General features: G+C 64.6%; 16 protein-coding genes. 8 read left to right on the forward strand and 8 right to left on the reverse strand.

Features of this window, described 5'->3' with window-relative positions; all coding sequences use genetic code 11:
• Positions 1-4 precede the first annotated feature (4 nt).
• The gene (locus ACLB0R_RS08390) at positions 5-1,516 is read right to left on the reverse strand and encodes a lipopolysaccharide biosynthesis protein (RefSeq protein ID WP_416642811.1); all 1,512 of its coding nucleotides are present in this window, start codon (positions 1,514-1,516) and stop codon (positions 5-7) included.
• The gene (gene polA, locus ACLB0R_RS08395; RefSeq protein ID WP_416642812.1) at positions 1,513-4,272 is read right to left on the reverse strand and encodes a DNA polymerase I; all 2,760 of its coding nucleotides are present in this window, start codon (positions 4,270-4,272) and stop codon (positions 1,513-1,515) included. Before polA ends, ACLB0R_RS08390 begins: the two co-directional genes overlap by 4 nt.
• A 92-nt stretch (positions 4,273-4,364) precedes the next feature.
• On the opposite strand from polA, the gene ACLB0R_RS08400 reads away from it, so the two are divergent.
• Entirely contained in the window at positions 4,365-4,754 is a 390-nt protein-coding gene (locus ACLB0R_RS08400; RefSeq protein ID WP_416642813.1) for a GFA family protein, read from the forward strand.
• Between the two features lie 12 nt (positions 4,755-4,766).
• Here ACLB0R_RS08400 and ACLB0R_RS08405 read toward each other — a convergent pair whose 3' ends face one another.
• The 4 genes from ACLB0R_RS08405 to ACLB0R_RS08420 all read right to left on the reverse strand — a co-directional run bounded on the left by ACLB0R_RS08405 (position 4,767) and on the right by ACLB0R_RS08420 (position 9,424).
• Entirely contained in the window at positions 4,767-5,828 is a 1,062-nt protein-coding gene (locus ACLB0R_RS08405) for a serine hydrolase (RefSeq protein WP_416642814.1), read from the reverse strand.
• Positions 5,829-6,234: 406 nt separating this feature from the next.
• Complete coding sequence (gene nadB / locus ACLB0R_RS08410) at positions 6,235-7,824, reverse strand: L-aspartate oxidase (RefSeq protein ID WP_416642815.1); 1,590 nt, start codon at positions 7,822-7,824, stop codon at positions 6,235-6,237.
• Positions 7,821-8,483 carry a TrmH family RNA methyltransferase gene (locus tag ACLB0R_RS08415; protein ID WP_416642816.1) on the reverse strand — a complete coding sequence of 221 codons (663 nt, stop codon included), beginning with the start codon at positions 8,481-8,483 and terminating at the stop codon, positions 7,821-7,823. Before ACLB0R_RS08415 ends, nadB begins: the two co-directional genes overlap by 4 nt.
• Before the next feature lie 5 nt (positions 8,484-8,488).
• Positions 8,489-9,424: an ABC transporter ATP-binding protein gene (locus ACLB0R_RS08420; RefSeq protein ID WP_416642817.1), complete on the reverse strand. Its 936-nt coding sequence runs from the start codon at positions 9,422-9,424 to the stop codon at positions 8,489-8,491.
• Positions 9,425-9,504: 80 nt separating this feature from the next.
• On the opposite strand from ACLB0R_RS08420, the gene ACLB0R_RS08425 reads away from it, so the two are divergent.
• The 7 genes from ACLB0R_RS08425 to ACLB0R_RS08455 all read left to right on the forward strand — a co-directional run bounded on the left by ACLB0R_RS08425 (position 9,505) and on the right by ACLB0R_RS08455 (position 15,179).
• Positions 9,505-9,732, forward strand: coding sequence for a zinc-finger domain-containing protein (locus ACLB0R_RS08425; protein WP_416643046.1), 228 nt, complete (start codon positions 9,505-9,507; stop codon positions 9,730-9,732).
• A 21-nt stretch (positions 9,733-9,753) separates the two neighbouring features.
• A complete protein-coding gene (gene tldD, locus ACLB0R_RS08430; protein ID WP_416642818.1) occupies positions 9,754-11,184 on the forward strand; it encodes a metalloprotease TldD in 1,431 nt (476 codons plus the stop codon).
• A gap of 74 nt (positions 11,185-11,258) precedes the next feature.
• Positions 11,259-12,407, forward strand: coding sequence for a M42 family metallopeptidase (locus ACLB0R_RS08435; protein WP_416642819.1), 1,149 nt, complete (start codon positions 11,259-11,261; stop codon positions 12,405-12,407).
• Between the two features lie 18 nt (positions 12,408-12,425).
• A complete protein-coding gene (locus ACLB0R_RS08440; RefSeq protein ID WP_416642820.1) occupies positions 12,426-12,986 on the forward strand; it encodes a pyridoxamine 5'-phosphate oxidase family protein in 561 nt (186 codons plus the stop codon).
• Positions 12,986-13,189 carry a DUF2007 domain-containing protein gene (locus ACLB0R_RS08445; RefSeq protein ID WP_416642821.1) on the forward strand — a complete coding sequence of 68 codons (204 nt, stop codon included), beginning with the start codon at positions 12,986-12,988 and terminating at the stop codon, positions 13,187-13,189. The genes ACLB0R_RS08440 and ACLB0R_RS08445 overlap by 1 nt, the downstream gene beginning before the upstream one ends.
• Positions 13,190-13,343: 154 nt before the next feature.
• Entirely contained in the window at positions 13,344-13,682 is a 339-nt protein-coding gene (locus tag ACLB0R_RS08450) for a P-II family nitrogen regulator (RefSeq protein ID WP_416642822.1), read from the forward strand.
• Positions 13,683-13,712: 30 nt separating this feature from the next.
• On the forward strand, positions 13,713-15,179 hold the full coding sequence (locus tag ACLB0R_RS08455; RefSeq protein ID WP_416642823.1) for an ammonium transporter: 1,467 nt from the start codon (positions 13,713-13,715) through the stop codon (positions 15,177-15,179).
• Positions 15,180-15,404: 225 nt separating this feature from the next.
• Here ACLB0R_RS08455 and ACLB0R_RS08460 read toward each other — a convergent pair whose 3' ends face one another.
• Both ACLB0R_RS08460 and ACLB0R_RS08465 read right to left on the reverse strand, forming a co-directional pair.
• Positions 15,405-16,994 carry a GMC family oxidoreductase gene (locus tag ACLB0R_RS08460; RefSeq protein ID WP_416642824.1) on the reverse strand — a complete coding sequence of 530 codons (1,590 nt, stop codon included), beginning with the start codon at positions 16,992-16,994 and terminating at the stop codon, positions 15,405-15,407.
• On the reverse strand, positions 16,928-17,899 hold the full coding sequence (locus tag ACLB0R_RS08465) for a sterol desaturase family protein (protein WP_416642825.1): 972 nt from the start codon (positions 17,897-17,899) through the stop codon (positions 16,928-16,930). Before ACLB0R_RS08465 ends, ACLB0R_RS08460 begins: the two co-directional genes overlap by 67 nt.
• Between the last annotated feature and the right edge of the window lie 7 nt (positions 17,900-17,906).

Below are 17,906 nucleotides of genomic sequence, written 5' to 3' on the forward strand. Positions count from 1 at the left end.
GACATCAGGAAATGGCCGGCTCGATCCGCCCGCGCCGCCGGAACAGCGCCTTGTCCTCGGGCTCGAACCCCCAGCGCCACAGCACCGCGAAATAAGTGACGATGATCGCCGGCAGGCCGAAGCTGAGTTCGGCCCATTCCAGCCGGTGCGGCAGTAGCGTAAAGAGATAGCCCACCCCGCCTGCTACCATCGCCGCGCCGATCAGCGGCCAGCGCCAGGCGGAAATCGGCGCCTTCAGCAAGTGCCCGAGCAGGCGGCTTTTGATGATCGACGTAATGGCGACTGACAGGCACAAGGCCGCCGCCGGCCCTGCCGCTTGCGCCGCGATCGGCCAGCCGAGCGCCTTGATCACTTCGATGAACGCCAGGCTCACCAGCACTTGCACGCCCAGCATCGCGAGCGACACCATCAGGTTCCAGTGCCGCGCGATATAGACGAGCGCGCTTTCGCTGACCGCGCCCATCGTCGCGATCACTTCGGCGGTCAGCAGAAAACCGAGCGAGGCGGCGCCGGGGACGAATTGCGGGCCGATCACTCCCATCACCGCGCCGCCGGGAATCGAGCCCATCAGCGCCAGGCAGCCCTGCGGCACCATGATCCAGAAGGCGACTTGGCGGACCTGCTTGGCGATCGCGGCGCGGTCGCCGCGTGCCAGGCTGCGCGCGATGACCGGGCCGAGGATCGGGTCGAAACTCGTCTTCAATCGGCCCGGCAGCGACGCGATCTGCTGCGCCATATAATAAATGCCGACCACCGCCGGCGGAAAGAGCTGGCCAAGGATGAAGCGATCGACATTGCGCGTCGCCCATTCGATCGCATCGGCGCCGGCCAGCGGCATATTGCGCCGGGCAAGCGCAATGATCTGCCAGAAATTGGGCCGCCAGCCCTTGGGCAGCCCATATTCCCGCACAAACGGCACGATCGAAGCGATCATCGCCGCCAGCATCGACAGCGCATAGGCCATTTCCAGGCCATCGGCGGGCATGACGAACCATAGCAAGGTCGCCGCGATGCTGATCGTCCATGGTTCGATTACCGCGCGCGCGGTTACCGTCGCGCGGACATTGTCGCGATAAGCCAGCGCCGCCAGCGACAAGTCCGACCACGCGATCGCGAAGACGATCCCCGGCAACCATTGCTCGAAGCCGATGGCGGCGCCCTTGGGGAACATGATCTCGGGGAACGCGAACAGCACGCCGCTCGCGCAGAGCGAGGCGGCGAGCGCCACGACCAGTGCATCCCACACGACATGCGCGTGCGGCCGATCGGTCTTGGCGAGTGCCTGAGCGAGCCCGCGCTTCATCCCCAACGTCGCCGCCAGCGCGGCAAGTTCGACCACAACCACCGCCAGCGCGAAGCGGCCGACTGTCGCGGCGCCATAGAGCCGGCCGGCGACGAACAGGAACGGGATGCGGGCGCTCAGCCGCAGGATGAAGCCGAACACATTGGTGCGGCCACCCTTGGCGAGCGCGGCGATATCGTCTCGACCGGGGCGGGCGGCGGTGCTTCCGCTCAATGCGCGCTTCCCCAGCTCGCGCCCCAGCCGACCTCTACGCCAAGCGGGACCGACAGCGTGATCGCGGGCTGGGCAGCATGCGCCATGACGTCAGCGATAACGGCCTTGGCTGCCTCGGCCTTCGCTTCCGGCACTTCGAAGACCAGCTCGTCATGGACCTGGAGCAGCATGCGGACATCGACCAGACCCGCGTCTGCCAGCGCACCGGGCATCCGCGCCATCGCCCGCTTGATGATGTCGGCACTGGTGCCCTGGATCGGCGCGTTGATCGCCGCGCGTTCGGCGCCCTGGCGCTCGTGCTGGACCGAGGATTTGATGCGCGGGAACCAGCATTTGCGGCCGAACAGCGTCTCGGTATAGCCCCGCTCGCGCGCCTGCTGGATGGTCTCGGCGATGTAGCGGTTGATGCCGGGGAAACGCTCAAAATAGCGGTCGATCATCGCCTGCGCTTCGTCGGGCGTCACGTCGAGCCGTCCGGCCAGCCCCCAGCGCGAGATGCCGTAGAGAATGGCGAAGTTGATCGTCTTGGCGCGCCCGCGGGTGTCGCGATTGACTTCGCCGAACAGCTCTTCGGCGGTGCGCGAGTGGATGTCGGCGCCCTGCTCGAACGCGTCGCGTAGCGCCGGCACATCGGCCATGTGCGCGGCGAGGCGCAGCTCGATCTGCGAATAATCGGCCGACATCAGCACATGACCCGGCTCAGCGACGAAGGCATCGCGGATCTGCCGGCCCGTTTCGGTGCGGATCGGGATGTTCTGCAGGTTGGGATCGGTCGAGGAAAGCCGCCCGGTCTGCGCGCCGGTCAGCGAATAGCTGGTGTGGACGCGGCCGGTATCGGGGTTGATCTGCGCCTGCAGCGCATCGGTATAAGTCGATTTGAGCTTGGTCAGCTGCCGCCAGTCGAGCACCTTGTGCGCGATCGCGGCGCCTTCCGATCCCTTGTCGGCGGCAATGCGTTCCAGCTCGTTGACATCGGTCGAATAAGTGCCCGATTTGCCCTTGCGCCCGCCTTTGATCCCCATCCGCTCGAACAGCACATTGCCCAGCTGCTGCGGGCTGCCGATGGTGAAGGGGCCACCGGCGAGCGCGTGGATTTCCGCCTCCAATCCGGCGATTTGCTGCGCGAAGTCGGTCGACAGCTGGGCGAGCTTGTCGCGATCGACTTTCACGCCGGCGCGCTCCATCCGCGCCAGCACCGCGGGGAGCGGGCGATCGACCATTTCATAGACCCGCGTCGCGCGCTCGGCTGACAAGCGCGGCTTGAAGCGCCGCCAGAAGCGCAGCGTGACGTCGGCATCCTCGGCGGCGTAGCGCGTCGCGGTCTTGAGGTCGATTTCGGCGAAGCTACGCTGGTTCTTGCCGGTGCCGACCACATCCTTGAAGGCGACGCAGCTGTGCGACAGGTGGATCGCGGCAAGTTCGTCCATGCCATGGCCGTGGCGGCCGGCATCGAGATCGAAGCTCATCAGGATGGTGTCGTCGATCGGCGCGACATCGATGCCGCGCCGGCCGAGGATGATGAGGTCGTATTTGAGATTATGGCCGATCTTGAGAACGCTGGGGTCTTCGAGCAGCGGTTTCAACCGCGCCAGCGCATCTGCCATCGGCACCTGAACCGGCACTTCGGCGAACATGTCGGTGCCGCCATGCGCGAGCGGGATGTAGCAGGCGCGGTTGGGGGCAAGCGCCAGGCTGACCCCGACGAGATCGGCGCGCGTCGCATCCAACCCCGTCGTTTCGGTATCGACCGCGACATAGCCCTGGTGCCGCGCTTCCTCGATCCAGCGGTCGAGCGCGGCCAAATCGGTCACTGTCTCATAGCCGTCGAGGTCGCAGGGCGGATCATCCTCCGCCGCAACGGGTTCGGGCGCCGCGGCGGGTGCTTCCGCCACGGCCGCCAGCCGGGTCAGCAGCGATTTGAAGCCGTGATGCTCGAGGAACGCGCGCAACGGCGCTTCGGGAATGCCGTTGAGCGCCAACTCCTCGAGCGGTTCGGCCAGCGGCGCATCGTCCTTGAGCGTCACCAACACGCGGCTGAGGCGCGCCATGTCGGCATGCTCGATCAGATTGTCGCGCAGCTTGCCCGGCTTCATCGCGGGCGCGGCGGCGAGCACGCTTTCCAGGTCGCCATATTCGGCGATCAGCTTGGCGGCGGTCTTCGGCCCCACCCCCGGCACGCCCGGCACATTGTCGACCGCATCGCCCATCAGCGCCAGCACATCGCCAAGCTTGTCCGGCCCGACACCGAATTTCTCGACGACATGCTCGGGCCCGAGCCGCCGGTTGTTCATCGTGTCGAGCAGGTCGAGCCCCGGCTCGATCAGCTGCATTAAATCCTTGTCGGAACTGACGATGGTGACGTTCCACCCCTGCGCCAGTGCCGCCTTCGCATAGCTCGCGATGATGTCATCGGCCTCCAGCCCGTCTTCCTCGATGCACGGCAGGCTGAACGCGCGCGTCGCGTCGCGGATCATCGGGAATTGCGGCCGTAGGTCTTCGGGGGGCGGCGGGCGGTGTGCCTTGTATTGATCGTACAGGTCGTTGCGGAAGCTATAGCTGCCCTTGTCGAGCACGACCGCCAGATGGGTGGGGCCATCCGCCTTGTGCAGATCCTCGGCGAGCCGCCACAGCATCGTCGTATAGCCATAGACCGCGCCGACCGGCTCGCCATGCTTGTTGGTGAGCGGCGGCAAGCGATGATAGGCGCGGAAGATATAGCCCGATCCGTCGACCAGATAGAGATGGTTGGCAGCCATGATCGCCCTGCCCTAGCAGGGTGAAAGCGGGCAAGCGAGCCCATTGCGGCGGCCCTCGGTCCGGCGGTACGCTCTTCGCTAAGGAGCGAGCGATGACGGTTCATCACGGGTCATGCCTATGCGGCGCGGTGAGCTTCGAGGTCCGGGGGGAGCTGCCGCCGCCCGATGCCTGCCATTGCCGCCAATGCCGCAAAAGCTCGGGCCATTATTTCGCGTCGACCGATGTAGCGCGATCGGCATTGACGATTACTGCCGGCGAAGATCACCTGCGCTGGTATCGGTCGTCCGACAGGGTCCGGCGCGGCTTTTGTGCGACCTGCGGCGCGTCGCTGTTCTGGGACCCGGTGGAGCGCGATTGGACTGCGGTTGCCATGGGCGCGTTCGACGACGCCACGGGTACTCAGCTAAAAATCCACATCTTCACCGCCAGCAAAGGCGATTATTACACGATTGCCGATGGGCTACCGCAGAACGAGCGATAGCCGGCCCGCGCCTCAATCCTGGTGGTAGGCCACCACCGTCGCCAGCACCTGCTGCATGAACGCCTGCCGCTCCAGAATCGGGCGCGGCGTATCGCCGATCATCACTGCAAGAGTATAGCTGTGGCCATCGGGCGCGGTCAGGATACCGACATCGTTGAAGCCGGCGGTGTGCCCGGCCAGATCCTGCCCGGTCCCCGTCTTGTGGCCAAATTCCCAGCCTGGCGGCACCGCGCCACGCAAGCGGCGGCGGCCGGTCTTGGATTCCTCCATGGTCGAGATCAGCCACCGCGTTGAGTCGGCCGAGAGCAGCTCGCCTTTCTTCAGCCGCGCCAGCGCACCGGCGATCGCGGCAGGCGCCGCGCCGTCCGGCGGATCGGCGACATAATCCTGGAACGCCTTCAGCCGCGCCGATACGGGGAGCAGCGCGCGGGCGCGGGTGAAGCTGTTGCCAAAAGCGTACTGCGGCTTCCATTCAAGGCCGGCGGTCTGGCTCTGCAGCACGCGCTCGCCGGGGCCGAAGCGGATATTGCCGAGATGCTTGCGCTGGATCGTCTCGCGCACCGCGTCTGGCCCGCCGACATAGCGCAGCAGCCGGTCATTGGCGGTATTGTCGCTGGTGGTGAGCGCGCGGATCAAGAGATCGCCGACGGTCGTCTTATAGCCATCGCCCTTGATCATCGCCGCGATCGGCTGGTGGAACAGCGTCAGGTCTTCGCGGGTCACCGTCACCGGATCATCGAGCGTCAGCCGACCCTGGTCGCGAAAATCGAGCACGGTCAGCGCCACCCACAGCTTGCTGACGCTTTGCTGCGGCAGCCGCTCGTCGCCATGCACGTCGAGCGACCAGCCCTTGTCGATGCTGGTGACGGCAATGCCGACGCGTCCATCAAAACCCTGCGCCAGCGCTTCGAGCGAGGCGAGCATGCCAACGGGAGGCTTGGGCTTGGGCGCGACAAAGACGGGCTTGGGCGCAGGTGCAGCCGCGAGCGCTACCGGGGGCTGGGTGGGGGCGACCATCGCGGTTTGTCGACCGCTCGACACGCAGCCGACCAGCATCATCGCTGCGACTGCCACCGCCGCGAGCCGCCTTGGGTTATCGATCAAAAATCCCTGTGGTTGCTGCACCAATTGCATGTCGTTGCCGCTGCTCTTTCAATTGCCCCGCCGGGTTGATGCGATAGTTGCGAGTCCCGCGCAATCCGGCAGTTCCGCCGTAACGCGGCGAATGTCCCGTTTTGCGCGATCAAAGGTGAACAAAGCGCAACTGCGCGGGCTGAAAATGCCGGATTTGCGACGAATTGTGAGGTCGTTACGGCACCAGCACCGTGTCCCGGCCTGATTAACACGTCATTCCCGCGCAGGCGGGAATCTATTGCCGCAGGTCGTGGTGGTGACGTGCACGGCCAGCAAGAATGGATCCCCGCCTTCGCGGGGATGACGACCTATTCGCGGGAATCACGACCCATCAGCGATGTATCATTCACGGCACCAGCACCGTGTCACGTGCCTCTTGCAGCGTCTCGGGATAATCGAGTGTGTAATGCAGCCCGCGCGATTCATGCCGGGCAAGTGCCGATCGCACGATCAGATCGGCGGTCTGGAGCAGGTTCCTGAGCTCGATCAGGTCGGGCGTCACGCGGAAATGCGCATAATATTCGCCGATTTCGTCGGTCAGTAGCTTGATGCGGTGCTGCGCGCGCTCCAGCCGCTTGGTGGTGCGCACGATGCCAACATAATTCCACATGAAGCGGCGGATTTCGGTCCAGTTCTGCTTGATGACGACTTCCTCGTCGCTGTCGGTCACCCGGCTTTCGTCCCAAGGGCGAATGGCGGGAACGGGCGGCAGATCATCCCAGTGTGCGCTGATGTGGCGCGCGGCCGCCTCGCCGAAGACGAAGCATTCGAGGAGCGAATTGGAGGCGAGGCGATTGGCCCCGTGCAAACCGCTTTCGGTGCATTCGCCAGCGGCATAGAGGCCGGGCAAATCGGTGCGGCCATCGATGTCGATCACGATGCCGCCGCAAGTATAATGCTGTGCGGGCACCACAGGGATGGGCTCGACGGTCATGTCGATCCCGAGGCCCAACAACTTCTCGTAGATCGTCGGGAAATGCTGGCGGACGAAATCGGCGCCCTTGTGGCTGATGTCGAGATGGACATAATCGAGGCCCAACCGCTTGATTTCATGGTCGATCGCGCGCGCCACCACGTCGCGCGGCGCCAGCTCCGCGCGCGGATCGAAATCGGGCATGAAGCGATAGCCGGTGTCGGGAATCAGCAGCTGCCCGCCCTCGCCGCGCACGGCTTCCGTAATCAGGAAATTCTTGACGTCGAGATTGTAGAGGCAGGTCGGGTGGAACTGCATCATCTCCATGTTGGAGACGCGGGCGCCCGCGCGCCACGCCATCGCGATGCCGTCGCCCGTCGCGCCGCGCGGCGCTGTAGAGAACAGATAGGTCCGCCCCGCCCCGCCCGTCGCCAAAATCGTCGCGCGCGCGGTGAACAGCTCGACCCGGCCGGTCGCGCGGTTGACGGCGTAGACGCCCCACACATTGCCCGCGCCCGAATAGCGCTCCTCGTGCCGGCTCGTCGCCAGATCGATGCCGACCATGTCGGGGATGAGCCGGATATTGGGGTGCGCCTCCGCCGCGCGCTGCAGCGCCACTTGCACGGCATGGCCGGTCGCATCATCGACATGGACGATGCGGCGGTGCGAATGCCCGCCTTCGCGCGTCAGGTGCAGAGCGTTCCCGTCCATATTGAACGGCACGCCCAGCTCGACCAGCCGCTCGATCGCGCGTGGCGCGCCCTCGACGACCCTCTCGACCACGGCGCGGTTGTTGAGCCCCGCGCCGGCGACCATCGTGTCCTCGATATGGCTGTCAAACGTATCGCCGGGCTCCAGCACCGCGGCAATGCCCCCCTGCGCCCAATTGGTCGACCCGTCGCTCAAGCCACCCTTGGCGAGGACGGTCACACGGAAGTCATCGGCCAGGTTGAGCGCGGCGGTGAGGCCAGCGGCGCCGGAGCCGATGACGAGGATGTCGGATTGGTGGGCGTCGGTCGTCATCGCGCTTCAGAGGGTTCCATCACAAGGGGTAAAGGCTCCCCGCGACGCCCTCGTCGGTCGCGCAATCTGTAGGCGCTTTGATAGGCTCGGCGTTGGCGGGTCACCTCGTAAAGAACGATACCCGATGAAGTACCGAGATTTAGGCTTTCGATCATCCCGAACATCGGAATGCTGACGCACATTTCCGCTCGCTCGATCGCTTCGTCGGTGATGCCGTGAGACTCGCTGCCAAACCAAACCGCCAACTTCGTGTATTCCGTGAAGTCGCCTTGATGAAGGTAGATAGACCGCTTGCCCTTGATGTGTGGCGATGTGACGACCGAGCGGAAATTGTTCTTCTCGAGATGATCGAAGCAGGCTGTAGTGCTGTCAAAGCGCTTAACAAATGTCCATTTGACCGCAGACACAGACGTTTTTGAAATGCCCGGTTTTTCGCGTAGATCTTGCCAGTCGTCGCTCAGGCTATGCTTGGGATCGACGACATAGACCTTTTCCACGCCAAGGGCGTTAGCGTTCCGGATCACGGTGCCGATATTCTTGATATCAGTCGGATTCTCGATGACTGCAATGCAGTTTTTGCACCGAAATTGCTTGATAGCGTCCGCCCGAGCGCGCACCGATGGTTTTGACTTTTTGGGTCTTTCGTCAGAGTCTTCCATCCCGCTCACCCATTCGCCGCCCGCGTCAGGTTGAGGAACACGTCCTCCAAATCCGCCTCGCGGGTGCTGACGTCGACGATGCCGTATCCCCCGGCCTGCACTGCCGCGAGCACTTGTCCCGCGTTCACTGCATCCTTGCGATAAGTGATTTCCAGCACCCGCTCGCCGACCAGCTCGATCTTCTGAAACGTCCGGTCCTCGGGCGGGGCGACGACATCGCGGTCGACCGTTACCGCAACCACTTTCTCCTGCGCCATCCCCACCAGCGTACGGGTCGGCTGGTTGGCGATCAGCTGGCCGTGGTTGATGATGGCGATGCGGTCGCAGAGCTGCTCGGCTTCCTCGAGATAATGCGTCGTCAGCACCACCGTCACGCCGCCCGCATTAAGCTCGCGGACATAGGCCCAAAGCTGCTGGCGCAGCTCGATGTCAACGCCGGCGGTCGGCTCATCGAGCACCAGCACCGGCGGCGAATGGACCATTGCCTTCGCCACCATCAGCCGCCGCTTCATGCCGCCCGAAAGCGTGCGCGAATAGGCTTTGGCCTTGTCCTCCAGCCGCATCGCGCGGAGCAGTTCCATCGATCGCCGCTGCGCCTTGGGCACGCCATAAAGCCCCGCCTGGATTTCGAGCGTCTCGAACGGCGTGAAGAACGGATCGAAGGTGATTTCCTGGTTGACGATGCCGATCGAGGCTTTGGCATTTCGCGGGTGCTCGTCAATGTCGAAGCCCCAGATGCTCGCTGTGCCACTCGTCTTGTTGACGAGGCCGGCGAGGATATTGATCAGCGTCGACTTGCCCGCGCCATTGGGGCCCAGCAGGCCAAAAATCTGGCCCTGCGGCACATCGAAACTCACTTGGTCGAGCGCACGCTTGCCGCCTTGATAGGTCTTGCACAGATCGCGGATGGCAATGGCGGCAATCGGGACGGCGTCAGTCATGATCCGCGCACTTAAGCCGCGACAACCCATGCGCCAAGCAATGATTGCCGTTGATCGCTCACCTTGCTAACGCCACCAGCATGATCCCGCCGCCGCAAATTACCCGCGTATCCTCGCCCCGCGTCAGCTGCGATGGCGCGCAGGACGGCATTCCCGCCGCGCTCGGCCATCCGCGCGTGTTTCTGGAAATTGACGAGCATGGCTATGTCGATTGCGGCTATTGCGACCGCCGCTTCATCCTGATCGGCGGGGCCGCTGATGGCGTCGATCCCGCCACGCTGCCCGATATCCCGGCTGGCGCTGCCTGACCTCACGCCTATATTGGCGGAATGAACAGCCCTGCCGACCCCCGCGCTTTCCTTTACCGCGCCGATGCCCTCGATCCCGATGTCGCGCTGACACTGACCGCGGACGCGCTTGCCCGCGCCGATGATGGCGAGCTCTACTTGCAATATCGCAAGTCCGAAGCGTTCGGCTTCGATGATGGCCGGCTGAAGACCGCGAGCTACGATACCAGCACTGGCTTTGGCTTGCGCGCGGTGTCGGGCGAGATGACGGCGTTTGCGCACGCCAACGAGATTTCGGCCGACGCCATCCGCCGAGCCGCGCAGACCATGGCGTTGATCGATCCGGCAACCGGCACCCGCGCCGCGCCGCCGCCCAAGACCAACCGCCACCTTTATACCGATGCCGATCCGCTGGACCTGGTGCCCTTCGCCGATAAGGTGAACCTGTGCCAGGCGATCGACGCCGCCGCCCGCGCGCGCGATCCACGCGTGGCGCAAGTCTCGGTATCGCTGATTGGCTCGTGGAGCGTGGTCGAGATCGTCCGCCCAGATGGTTTCGTCGCGACCGACATCCGCCCGCTCGTTCGCCTCAATGTGTCGATCGTGGCAGAGAAGAATGGCCGGCGCGAGACGGGCAGCTTCGGGCTCGGCGGGCGCTATCTCTATGACGATCTGTTCAAACCCGAAACATGGAACCGCGCCATCGACGGGGCGCTGGCGCAAGCCTTGGTCAATCTTGACTCGGTCGATGCGCCGGCGGGGGAGATGACCGTGCTGCTCGGGCCGGGCTGGCCGGGGGTATTGCTCCATGAAGCGGTCGGCCATGGCCTGGAAGGCGATTTCAACCGCAAGGGCACCAGCGCGTTCACCGGCCGCATCGGCCAGCGCGTTGCCGCCCCCGGCGTCACCGTGGTCGACGATGGCACGATGCTGGATCGGCGCGGCTCGCTCTCGATTGATGACGAGGGCACGCCGACCCAGGAAAATGTGCTGATTGAGGACGGCATCCTGAAGGGCTATATGCAGGACCGGCTCAACGCCCGGCTGATGGGCGTGCCCGCGACCGGCAATGGCCGCCGCGAGAGTTTCGCCCACGCGCCGATGCCGCGGATGACCAACACCTTCATGCGTGGTGGCGCGGATGATCCCAAGGAGCTGCTCAGCCGCGTCAAGAAAGGCATCTTCGCCAAGTCGTTCGGCGGCGGCCAGGTTGATATCGTCTCGGGCAAATTCGTGTTCAGCTGCACCGAGGCCTATCTGGTCGAAGACGGCAAATTGGGGGGGCCGATTAAGGGCGCGACGCTGATCGGCGACGGCCCCAGCGTGCTCACCCGGGTGATCGGCATTGGCAACGACATGGCGCTCGACGAAGGCGTCGGCATGTGCGGCAAGGGCGGGCAAAGCGTGCCCGCCGGCGTCGGCCAGCCAACGCTGCTGGTCGATGGGCTGACGGTGGGGGGCACGGCGGTCTAGCCCCTTGGGCAGGCTTGCCCGTCGCCGCATAGCCTGCAACCATGTCGCTCGATGCAGATCATGGGGGCAGCTATATGAGAATCACGTCGATCTTCGCAGCGGCGGGATTGCTGTTGCTGACCACCACGTCGGCGCAGGCTGAACCCGGCGACCGCACCGAGCGGCTGCTGGCCGAGTTGGCCGATGCGCCCGGCCCTTCCGGCTATGAAGAAGCAGTGCGCGCGATCATGGTGCGCGAGCTAAAGCCGCATGCCGACAAGATCCGGTATGACGGCGTCGGCTCGGTCATTGCCGAGCAAGGCAATAGCGGCCCCACGGTGATGCTCGATGCGCATATGGACGAGCTGGGCGGCATCGTTCGCCGCGTCACGCCCAACGGCTTCCTGTCGATGCAGATGCTCGGTGGCTGGCTCGATCAGGCGCTGCCTGATCAGCGCTGGGTGATCATCGGCAGCAAGGGCCCGGTCAAGGCGGTGACGGGCATCCGCGACGTCCATGTCGTGCCCGCTGATGAACGCACGCGCGTCTATCCGCGCGATAGCTTGTATCTGGATGTCGGCGCGAAGACGGCGGCTGAGGTCGCGGCACTCGGCATTTCGCCCGGCGATCCGGTCGTTCCCGATTCGCCGTTCACCGTGCTGGGCGACGGCAAGCGCTATCTCGGCAAGGCGTGGGATGACCGGGTCGGCTGCGCGGTGGTGATCGAGGCGCTGCGCCGCTTGCGCGCGAGTGGCCATCCTAACCGGCTGGTCATCGCCGCGACGGTGCAGGAAGAAATCGGCCTGCGCGGCGCGCGCACTGCCGCAGACCTGATCAAGCCCGATATCGGCATCGCGATCGAGGGCGGCATTGCCGGCGATTCGCCGGGTCGCAATCCCGAAGAGACGCAAGCGGTGCTCGGCGCGGGGCCGGGGCTGTTTCTCTACGATACCAGCACGCTGCCCAATCGTCGCTTCGTTGCGCTGGTGAACGAGGTCGCCGCCGCCAAGGGCATCCCGCTCCAGCATGATCTGGTGCAGGGTTATGGCGACGACAGCGCCGCCATCCAGGCAACCGCAGGCGGGGTGCCGACGGTCAACCTCGTCGTGCCGGCTCGCTATACCCATGCGCATAATGGCATTATCGATCGGGCGGATTTCGACCGGACGGTCGATCTGGTCGTCGCGATCATCGAGCGGCTCGATGCCAAGACCGTGGCGGCGCTGCGCGATTTCACGCCTTAGTCGAAAGAGGAGACGACGATGGCCGAATTCTTCACCGCGATCGACGACAAGCACCGCGCCTTTATCGAGAAGCAGCCCGTTTTCTTCGTCGCGACGGCGGCCGAAGGCGCGCGGATCAACCTCTCGCCCAAGGGCATGGACGTGTTCCGCGTGCTCGGCCCCCATCGCGTCGCTTATCTCGATCTCGGCGGGTCGGGCAACGAGACGCAGGCGCATCTCGCGGCAGATGGGCGCATCACCATCATGTTCTGCGCGTTCGACAATCCGGCGCTTATCCTGCGGCTTTATGGGCGCGGCAGTTTCATCGGCGTCGATGATGCGGGCTTTGACGAGATGATGGTCCATTTCAGCCCACTCCCCGGCATGCGCCAGATTTTCGTGGTCGATGTTGACAGCCTGCAGACCAGCTGCGGCTGGGGCGTGCCGCGCATGGAATTCGAGCGCGAGCGCGATACGCTGGTCCGCTACCACGCCCAACAAGACCCGGGGGAGCGGCTCGCCAAGATCGCGGCCCGCAACAAGAGCATCGATGGCCTGCCCGTCACCGTCCAGAAGACGCTTTACGTCGATGCGGATTGATGGCGCTGGTCGAACTTGGCCGATACGATCGTAACGAGGCGCATCTGGTCGTCGGCCGCCTCGATTCCGAAGGCATCGACGCAATCGCCTTTGACGGCAATGCCAGCATCGCCGACGGTAGCTGGTTCCTGATCCCCGTGCGCGTGATGGTAGATGAAGACGATCTCAGCCGGGCGCGGCAGGCGCTGGCGCAGCCGATCTGACCTGCCCATTTTTTGAGCATCGTTTCGCAACTGCACAAAAATTTACCGTTCGTTGACATTTGATTGCTCGAAACTCCCGCGTTTCAGCCATTTTTGAATCTGGCACGCCCCTTGCTGCCCTGCGTCATCGGTTCAATGCGACAGGGGGCGCCGGGTGAAACTCGTTATTGCCATCATCAAACCCTTCAAGCTCGATGAGGTGCGCGAGGCGCTCACCGGCATCGGCGTGGCGGGCATGACCGTGACCGAGGTGAAAGGGTTCGGCCGCCAGAAGGGGCAGACCGAAATCTACCGCGGCGCGGAATACACCACCAACATGGTGCCCAAGATCAAGATCGAGGTCGTCTGCGCGTCCGACATGGCCGACCACATCGTCGAGACGATCCAGGCGGCCGCCAATACCGGCGCGATCGGCGACGGCAAGATTTTCGTGCTCGATGTGGGCCAGGCGGTGCGCATCCGCACCGGCGAAACCGACCAGACCGCGCTCTAGACCATGACTGATAAAGCCAAGGGGACAATGATGAAGCAAGCGATGAAATGGGTCGCGGTCGCGGGTCTGGGGGCCGCGCTCGCTGCTGCGCTGCCGGCCGTTGCCGAAGCCGCGACGGCCGCCTCGCCGATCCCGCCGCCCACCGTCAACAAGGGCGACACCGCCTGGATGCTGACCTCGACATTGCTCGTGCTGATGATGTCGGTGCCGGGCCTCGCGCTCTTCTATGGCGGCCTCGTTCGCACCAAGAACATGCTGAGCGTGCTCACTCAGGTGCTGATGATCGTCTGCATGGTGGGCGTGATCTGGGTGACCTGGGGTTATTCGGAAACCTTCACCAGCGGCGCGCAATGGGGAACGTTCCTCGGAGCATTCGTAGGCGGCACGTCCAAGATCGCATTGCTCGGTGTTGACGCCAACAGCCAGGCGGCGACTTTCTCCAACGGCGTCTACATCCCCGAATATGCCTATATCTGCTTTCAGATGACGTTCGCGATGATCACGCCGGCGCTGTTTGTCGGCTCGGTCGCCGAGCGGGTGAAATTCTCGCCGCTGATGCTGTTCACGGCGCTGTGGGTGACACTCGTCTATTTCCCGATCGCGCACATGGTCTGGTATTGGGGTGGCCCCGATGCCGTTGCCGCCGCTGCGCTGAAGGGCAAGGACGCGCTGGATGCGGTCAACAACGATGCCGGCAAGCTCTTCCAATGGGGCGCGCTTGATTTCGCCGGCGGCACCGTCGTCCACATTAATGCCGGTATCACCGGCCTGGTGCTTGCGCTTTTGCTCGGCAAGCGTACCGGTTTCCCCAAGGAGCCGATGCCGCCGCACTCGCTGACCATGACCATGATCGGCGCCAGCTTGCTGTGGGTCGGCTGGTTCGGCTTCAACGCGGGGTCAAACCTTGAGTCGAACGGCGTCACCACGGTTGCTTTCATCAACACCATGGTCGCCACTGCCGCGGCAGGTCTGTCATGGCTGCTGACCGAGCAGATCGTGCGCGGCAAGCCGTCGCTGCTAGGCGCGGCGTCGGGCGTCGTGGCGGGGCTGGTCGCGGTCACGCCCGCCTCGGGCTATGCCGGGCCGATGGGATCGGTGGTGCTGGGCCTGCTCGTCTCGCCGATCTGCTTCTTCTTCGTGAGCTGGGTGAAGGGCAAGCTCGGCTATGACGACAGCCTCGACGTGTTCGGCGTCCACTGCATCGGCGGCATTACTGGCGCGTTGCTGACCGGCGTGCTCGACGCGCCGTATCTCGGCGGCCAGGGCATTGCCGATTATGCGTCGAAGCCCGGCACGCTGGTCGCCGGCACCTATGACATGGTCGGCCAGGTGACGACGCAGGCCTGGGCCGTTGGCCTGACGCTGCTGTGGTCGGGCGTCGGCGCGGCCGTGTTGTTCATTCTGGTCGACAAGACCTGGGGCCTGCGCGTCAGCCGGGATGTCGAGCTGGAAGGGCTCGACATCGCCGAGCATGGCGAGCGGGCTTATCATTACTGACGGAATTGGGGCGGGCACCGCGCCCGCCCCTCAAGGCGTTCCTCCTGCGGACGCACTGGCCGGTGGCGAAAGTCACCGGCCTTTTTTTGATTGGCGTAACCCGCGCAAGCGCGGGGTCGCCAATCAACTCCGGCGAAAGCCGGGGTCGTTGTGCGCTTGGCTTCACTTGCCAGCGATGCCAGCGTTCGCTGGCATGACGGCTTGGGCCAGAGTGCGTGGCCGCGATCAGGCCGCCAAATCAGCCTTGATGAAATCCGCCGCGCGTTCGCCGATCATGATCGAGGGCGCGTTAGTGTTGCCGCTCACCAGCTTGGGCATGATCGAGGCATCGGCGACGTAAAGCCCCTCCACGCCGCGCACGCGCAATTTGGGATCGCACACCGCCGCGTCGTCCGATCCCATCCGCGCGGTTCCCACCGGGTGGTAGATGGTGTCCGATCGCGCGCGGATCAGCGCTTCGATCGCGGCATCGTCGTCGAGATTGACCGGATAGCGATCCTTGGCCTGGTATTTGGTCAGCGGCGGGGTTTCGAGGATGCGGTACATCGCCTTGATGCCCTTGATCATCAGGTCGAGGTCGCGGCGATCGGAGAGGAAATTGGGGTCGATGAGCGGCGCATCGCGTGCGTCGATCGAGCCGAGCCGCACCGTGCCGGTGCTCTCGGGGCGCAGCACGCAGACATGGCCCGAAAAGCCGTGCGCCTTCACCGGAGTGCGGCCATGGTCCTCAAGCGGCGCGATGACGAAGTGGAGCTGGACATCGGGGCAGGGGCTGTCGGGATCGACCTTCAGGAACGCGCCGCTTTCGGCATAAGGCGTCGCCCACGAGCCCTCGCGGCTGCGGAACCAGCGGAGCAACTCGGCGCCGGTCTTGAGCGTGCCCATCAGCGTCTGGCCGAGGAAGGTGCGATCCTTGGTCTCGTAAGACGCGACATAATCGAGGTGATCCTGCAGATTGCCGCCGACCGCCGGGCGATTGACCACCACTGGCAAGCCCATTTCGCGCAGATGATCCGCCGGCCCGATGCCGGAGAGCATCAGCACTTGCGCGGTACCGAACACGCCGCCCGCCAGCACCACCGCGCGGCGCGCCTTGATCTGCTTGTGCTCGCCGCCTTGCAGATAAGCGACCCCCCAGGCGCGGCCCTGGTCCATCAGCACGCGTTCGACGGTAACCCCGGTCAGGATATTGAGCGTCTGCCGATCGCGGTTGGGCTCGAGATAGCCGCGCGCCGCGCTCCACCGCTCGCCGCGCCGCTGCGTCACCTGATAAAGGCCGATGCCTTCCTGCCGCTCGCCGTTGAAATCGTCGTTGCGCGGGATTTGTAAGGAAGCGCCGGCCTCGACGAAATCGAGCGCGCCCGGATTGGGCGACATCTGCTCGGACACCCAGAGCGGACCGTCCGCGCCGTGATAGGTATCGGCGCCGCGGACATTATGCTCGGCGCGTTTGAAATAGGGCAGAACCTCGTCATACGACCAGCCGGGGCAGCCCATCTTCGCCCAATTGTCGTAATCCCAGCGATTGCCGCGAATATAGATCATCGCGTTGATCGCCGACGATCCGCCGAGGCCCTTGCCGCGGGGCTGATAGCCGCGCCGGCCGTTTAGCCCGGCTTGCGGCACGGTTTCGTACTGCCAGTTGGTCTTGGGCGTCTGGAAGGCGAGGAAGCCCGGAATGATGGTGCGAAAGCCGTTGTTGCGGCCGCCTGCTTCGAGCACCGCGACCGTATAGCGGCCGTCCTCGCTCAGCCGGCCGGCGACTGCGCTGCCGCCTGATCCCCCGCCGATGACGACGATGTCCGCCTCTTCCATGCATTCTGCTCCCGTTCTGCCCGGGTCGCTGCCCAGTTTTGCTTGATTGCCTCCGATGTATCGCGACTGCCGTCGTGGCTCCAGCCCGGCGGCATCAGCGCATAATTGAGCTTGTTGCGCCAGCCCGGCGCCGCCCAAATATCGCGCGCAATGCCGATCCATTCGTGCGTCGCTGCCCAGAGGAGGTTGAAGCTGCCGAGCTGCTTGACGATGCCATAGACCGGCGGATCGTCGGCGCGCTCGGCAACGAAGCTGCCGAACATCTTGTCCCAGATGATGAACACGCCGGCATAATTGCTGTCGAGATAGCGCGGGTTGATGCCGTGGTGGACGCGGTGGTGCGACGGCGTGTTCATCACGCTTTCGAACCAGCGCGGCATCCGGTCGATCACTTCGGTGTGGATCCAGAATTGGAAGATCAGGTTGATGCCGCCGACGAACAGCAGCATCGCCGGGTGAAAGCCGAGCAGCGCCAGCGGCAGCCTGAAGATGAAGCTCAGCGAGAAGAAGCCTGTCCATGTCTGCCGCAGCGCGGTCGACAGGTTATAATGCTGGCTCGAATGGTGGATGACATGGCTCGCCCAGAACCAGCGGACACGGTGCGCGGTGCGGTGGAACCAGTAATAGGCAAAGTCGTCGAGCACGAAGGCGATGACGAACCAGTACCAGGCCCAGCCGATCGTGAAGAAGCGGAACTGATAGACCCAGGCGGCGATGCCATACATCGTCGCGCCGAGGATGACGCCGGCGATGGTGCTGCCAAAGCCGAGCGATAGCGAGGTCAGCGTGTCCTTGGGCTCGTAGCGGCTCTTGTCGCGCGCCCGCGCCACCAGCATCTCGGCGAACACCAGCACGATGAAGGCGGGCACGGCATATTGCACGGGATCGGGCAGATGAGGAGGCATGTCCGGG

It is taken from the genome of Sphingomonas sp. GlSt437 (assembly GCF_048015635.2).
GTDB lineage: Bacteria > Pseudomonadota > Alphaproteobacteria > Sphingomonadales > Sphingomonadaceae > Sphingomonas.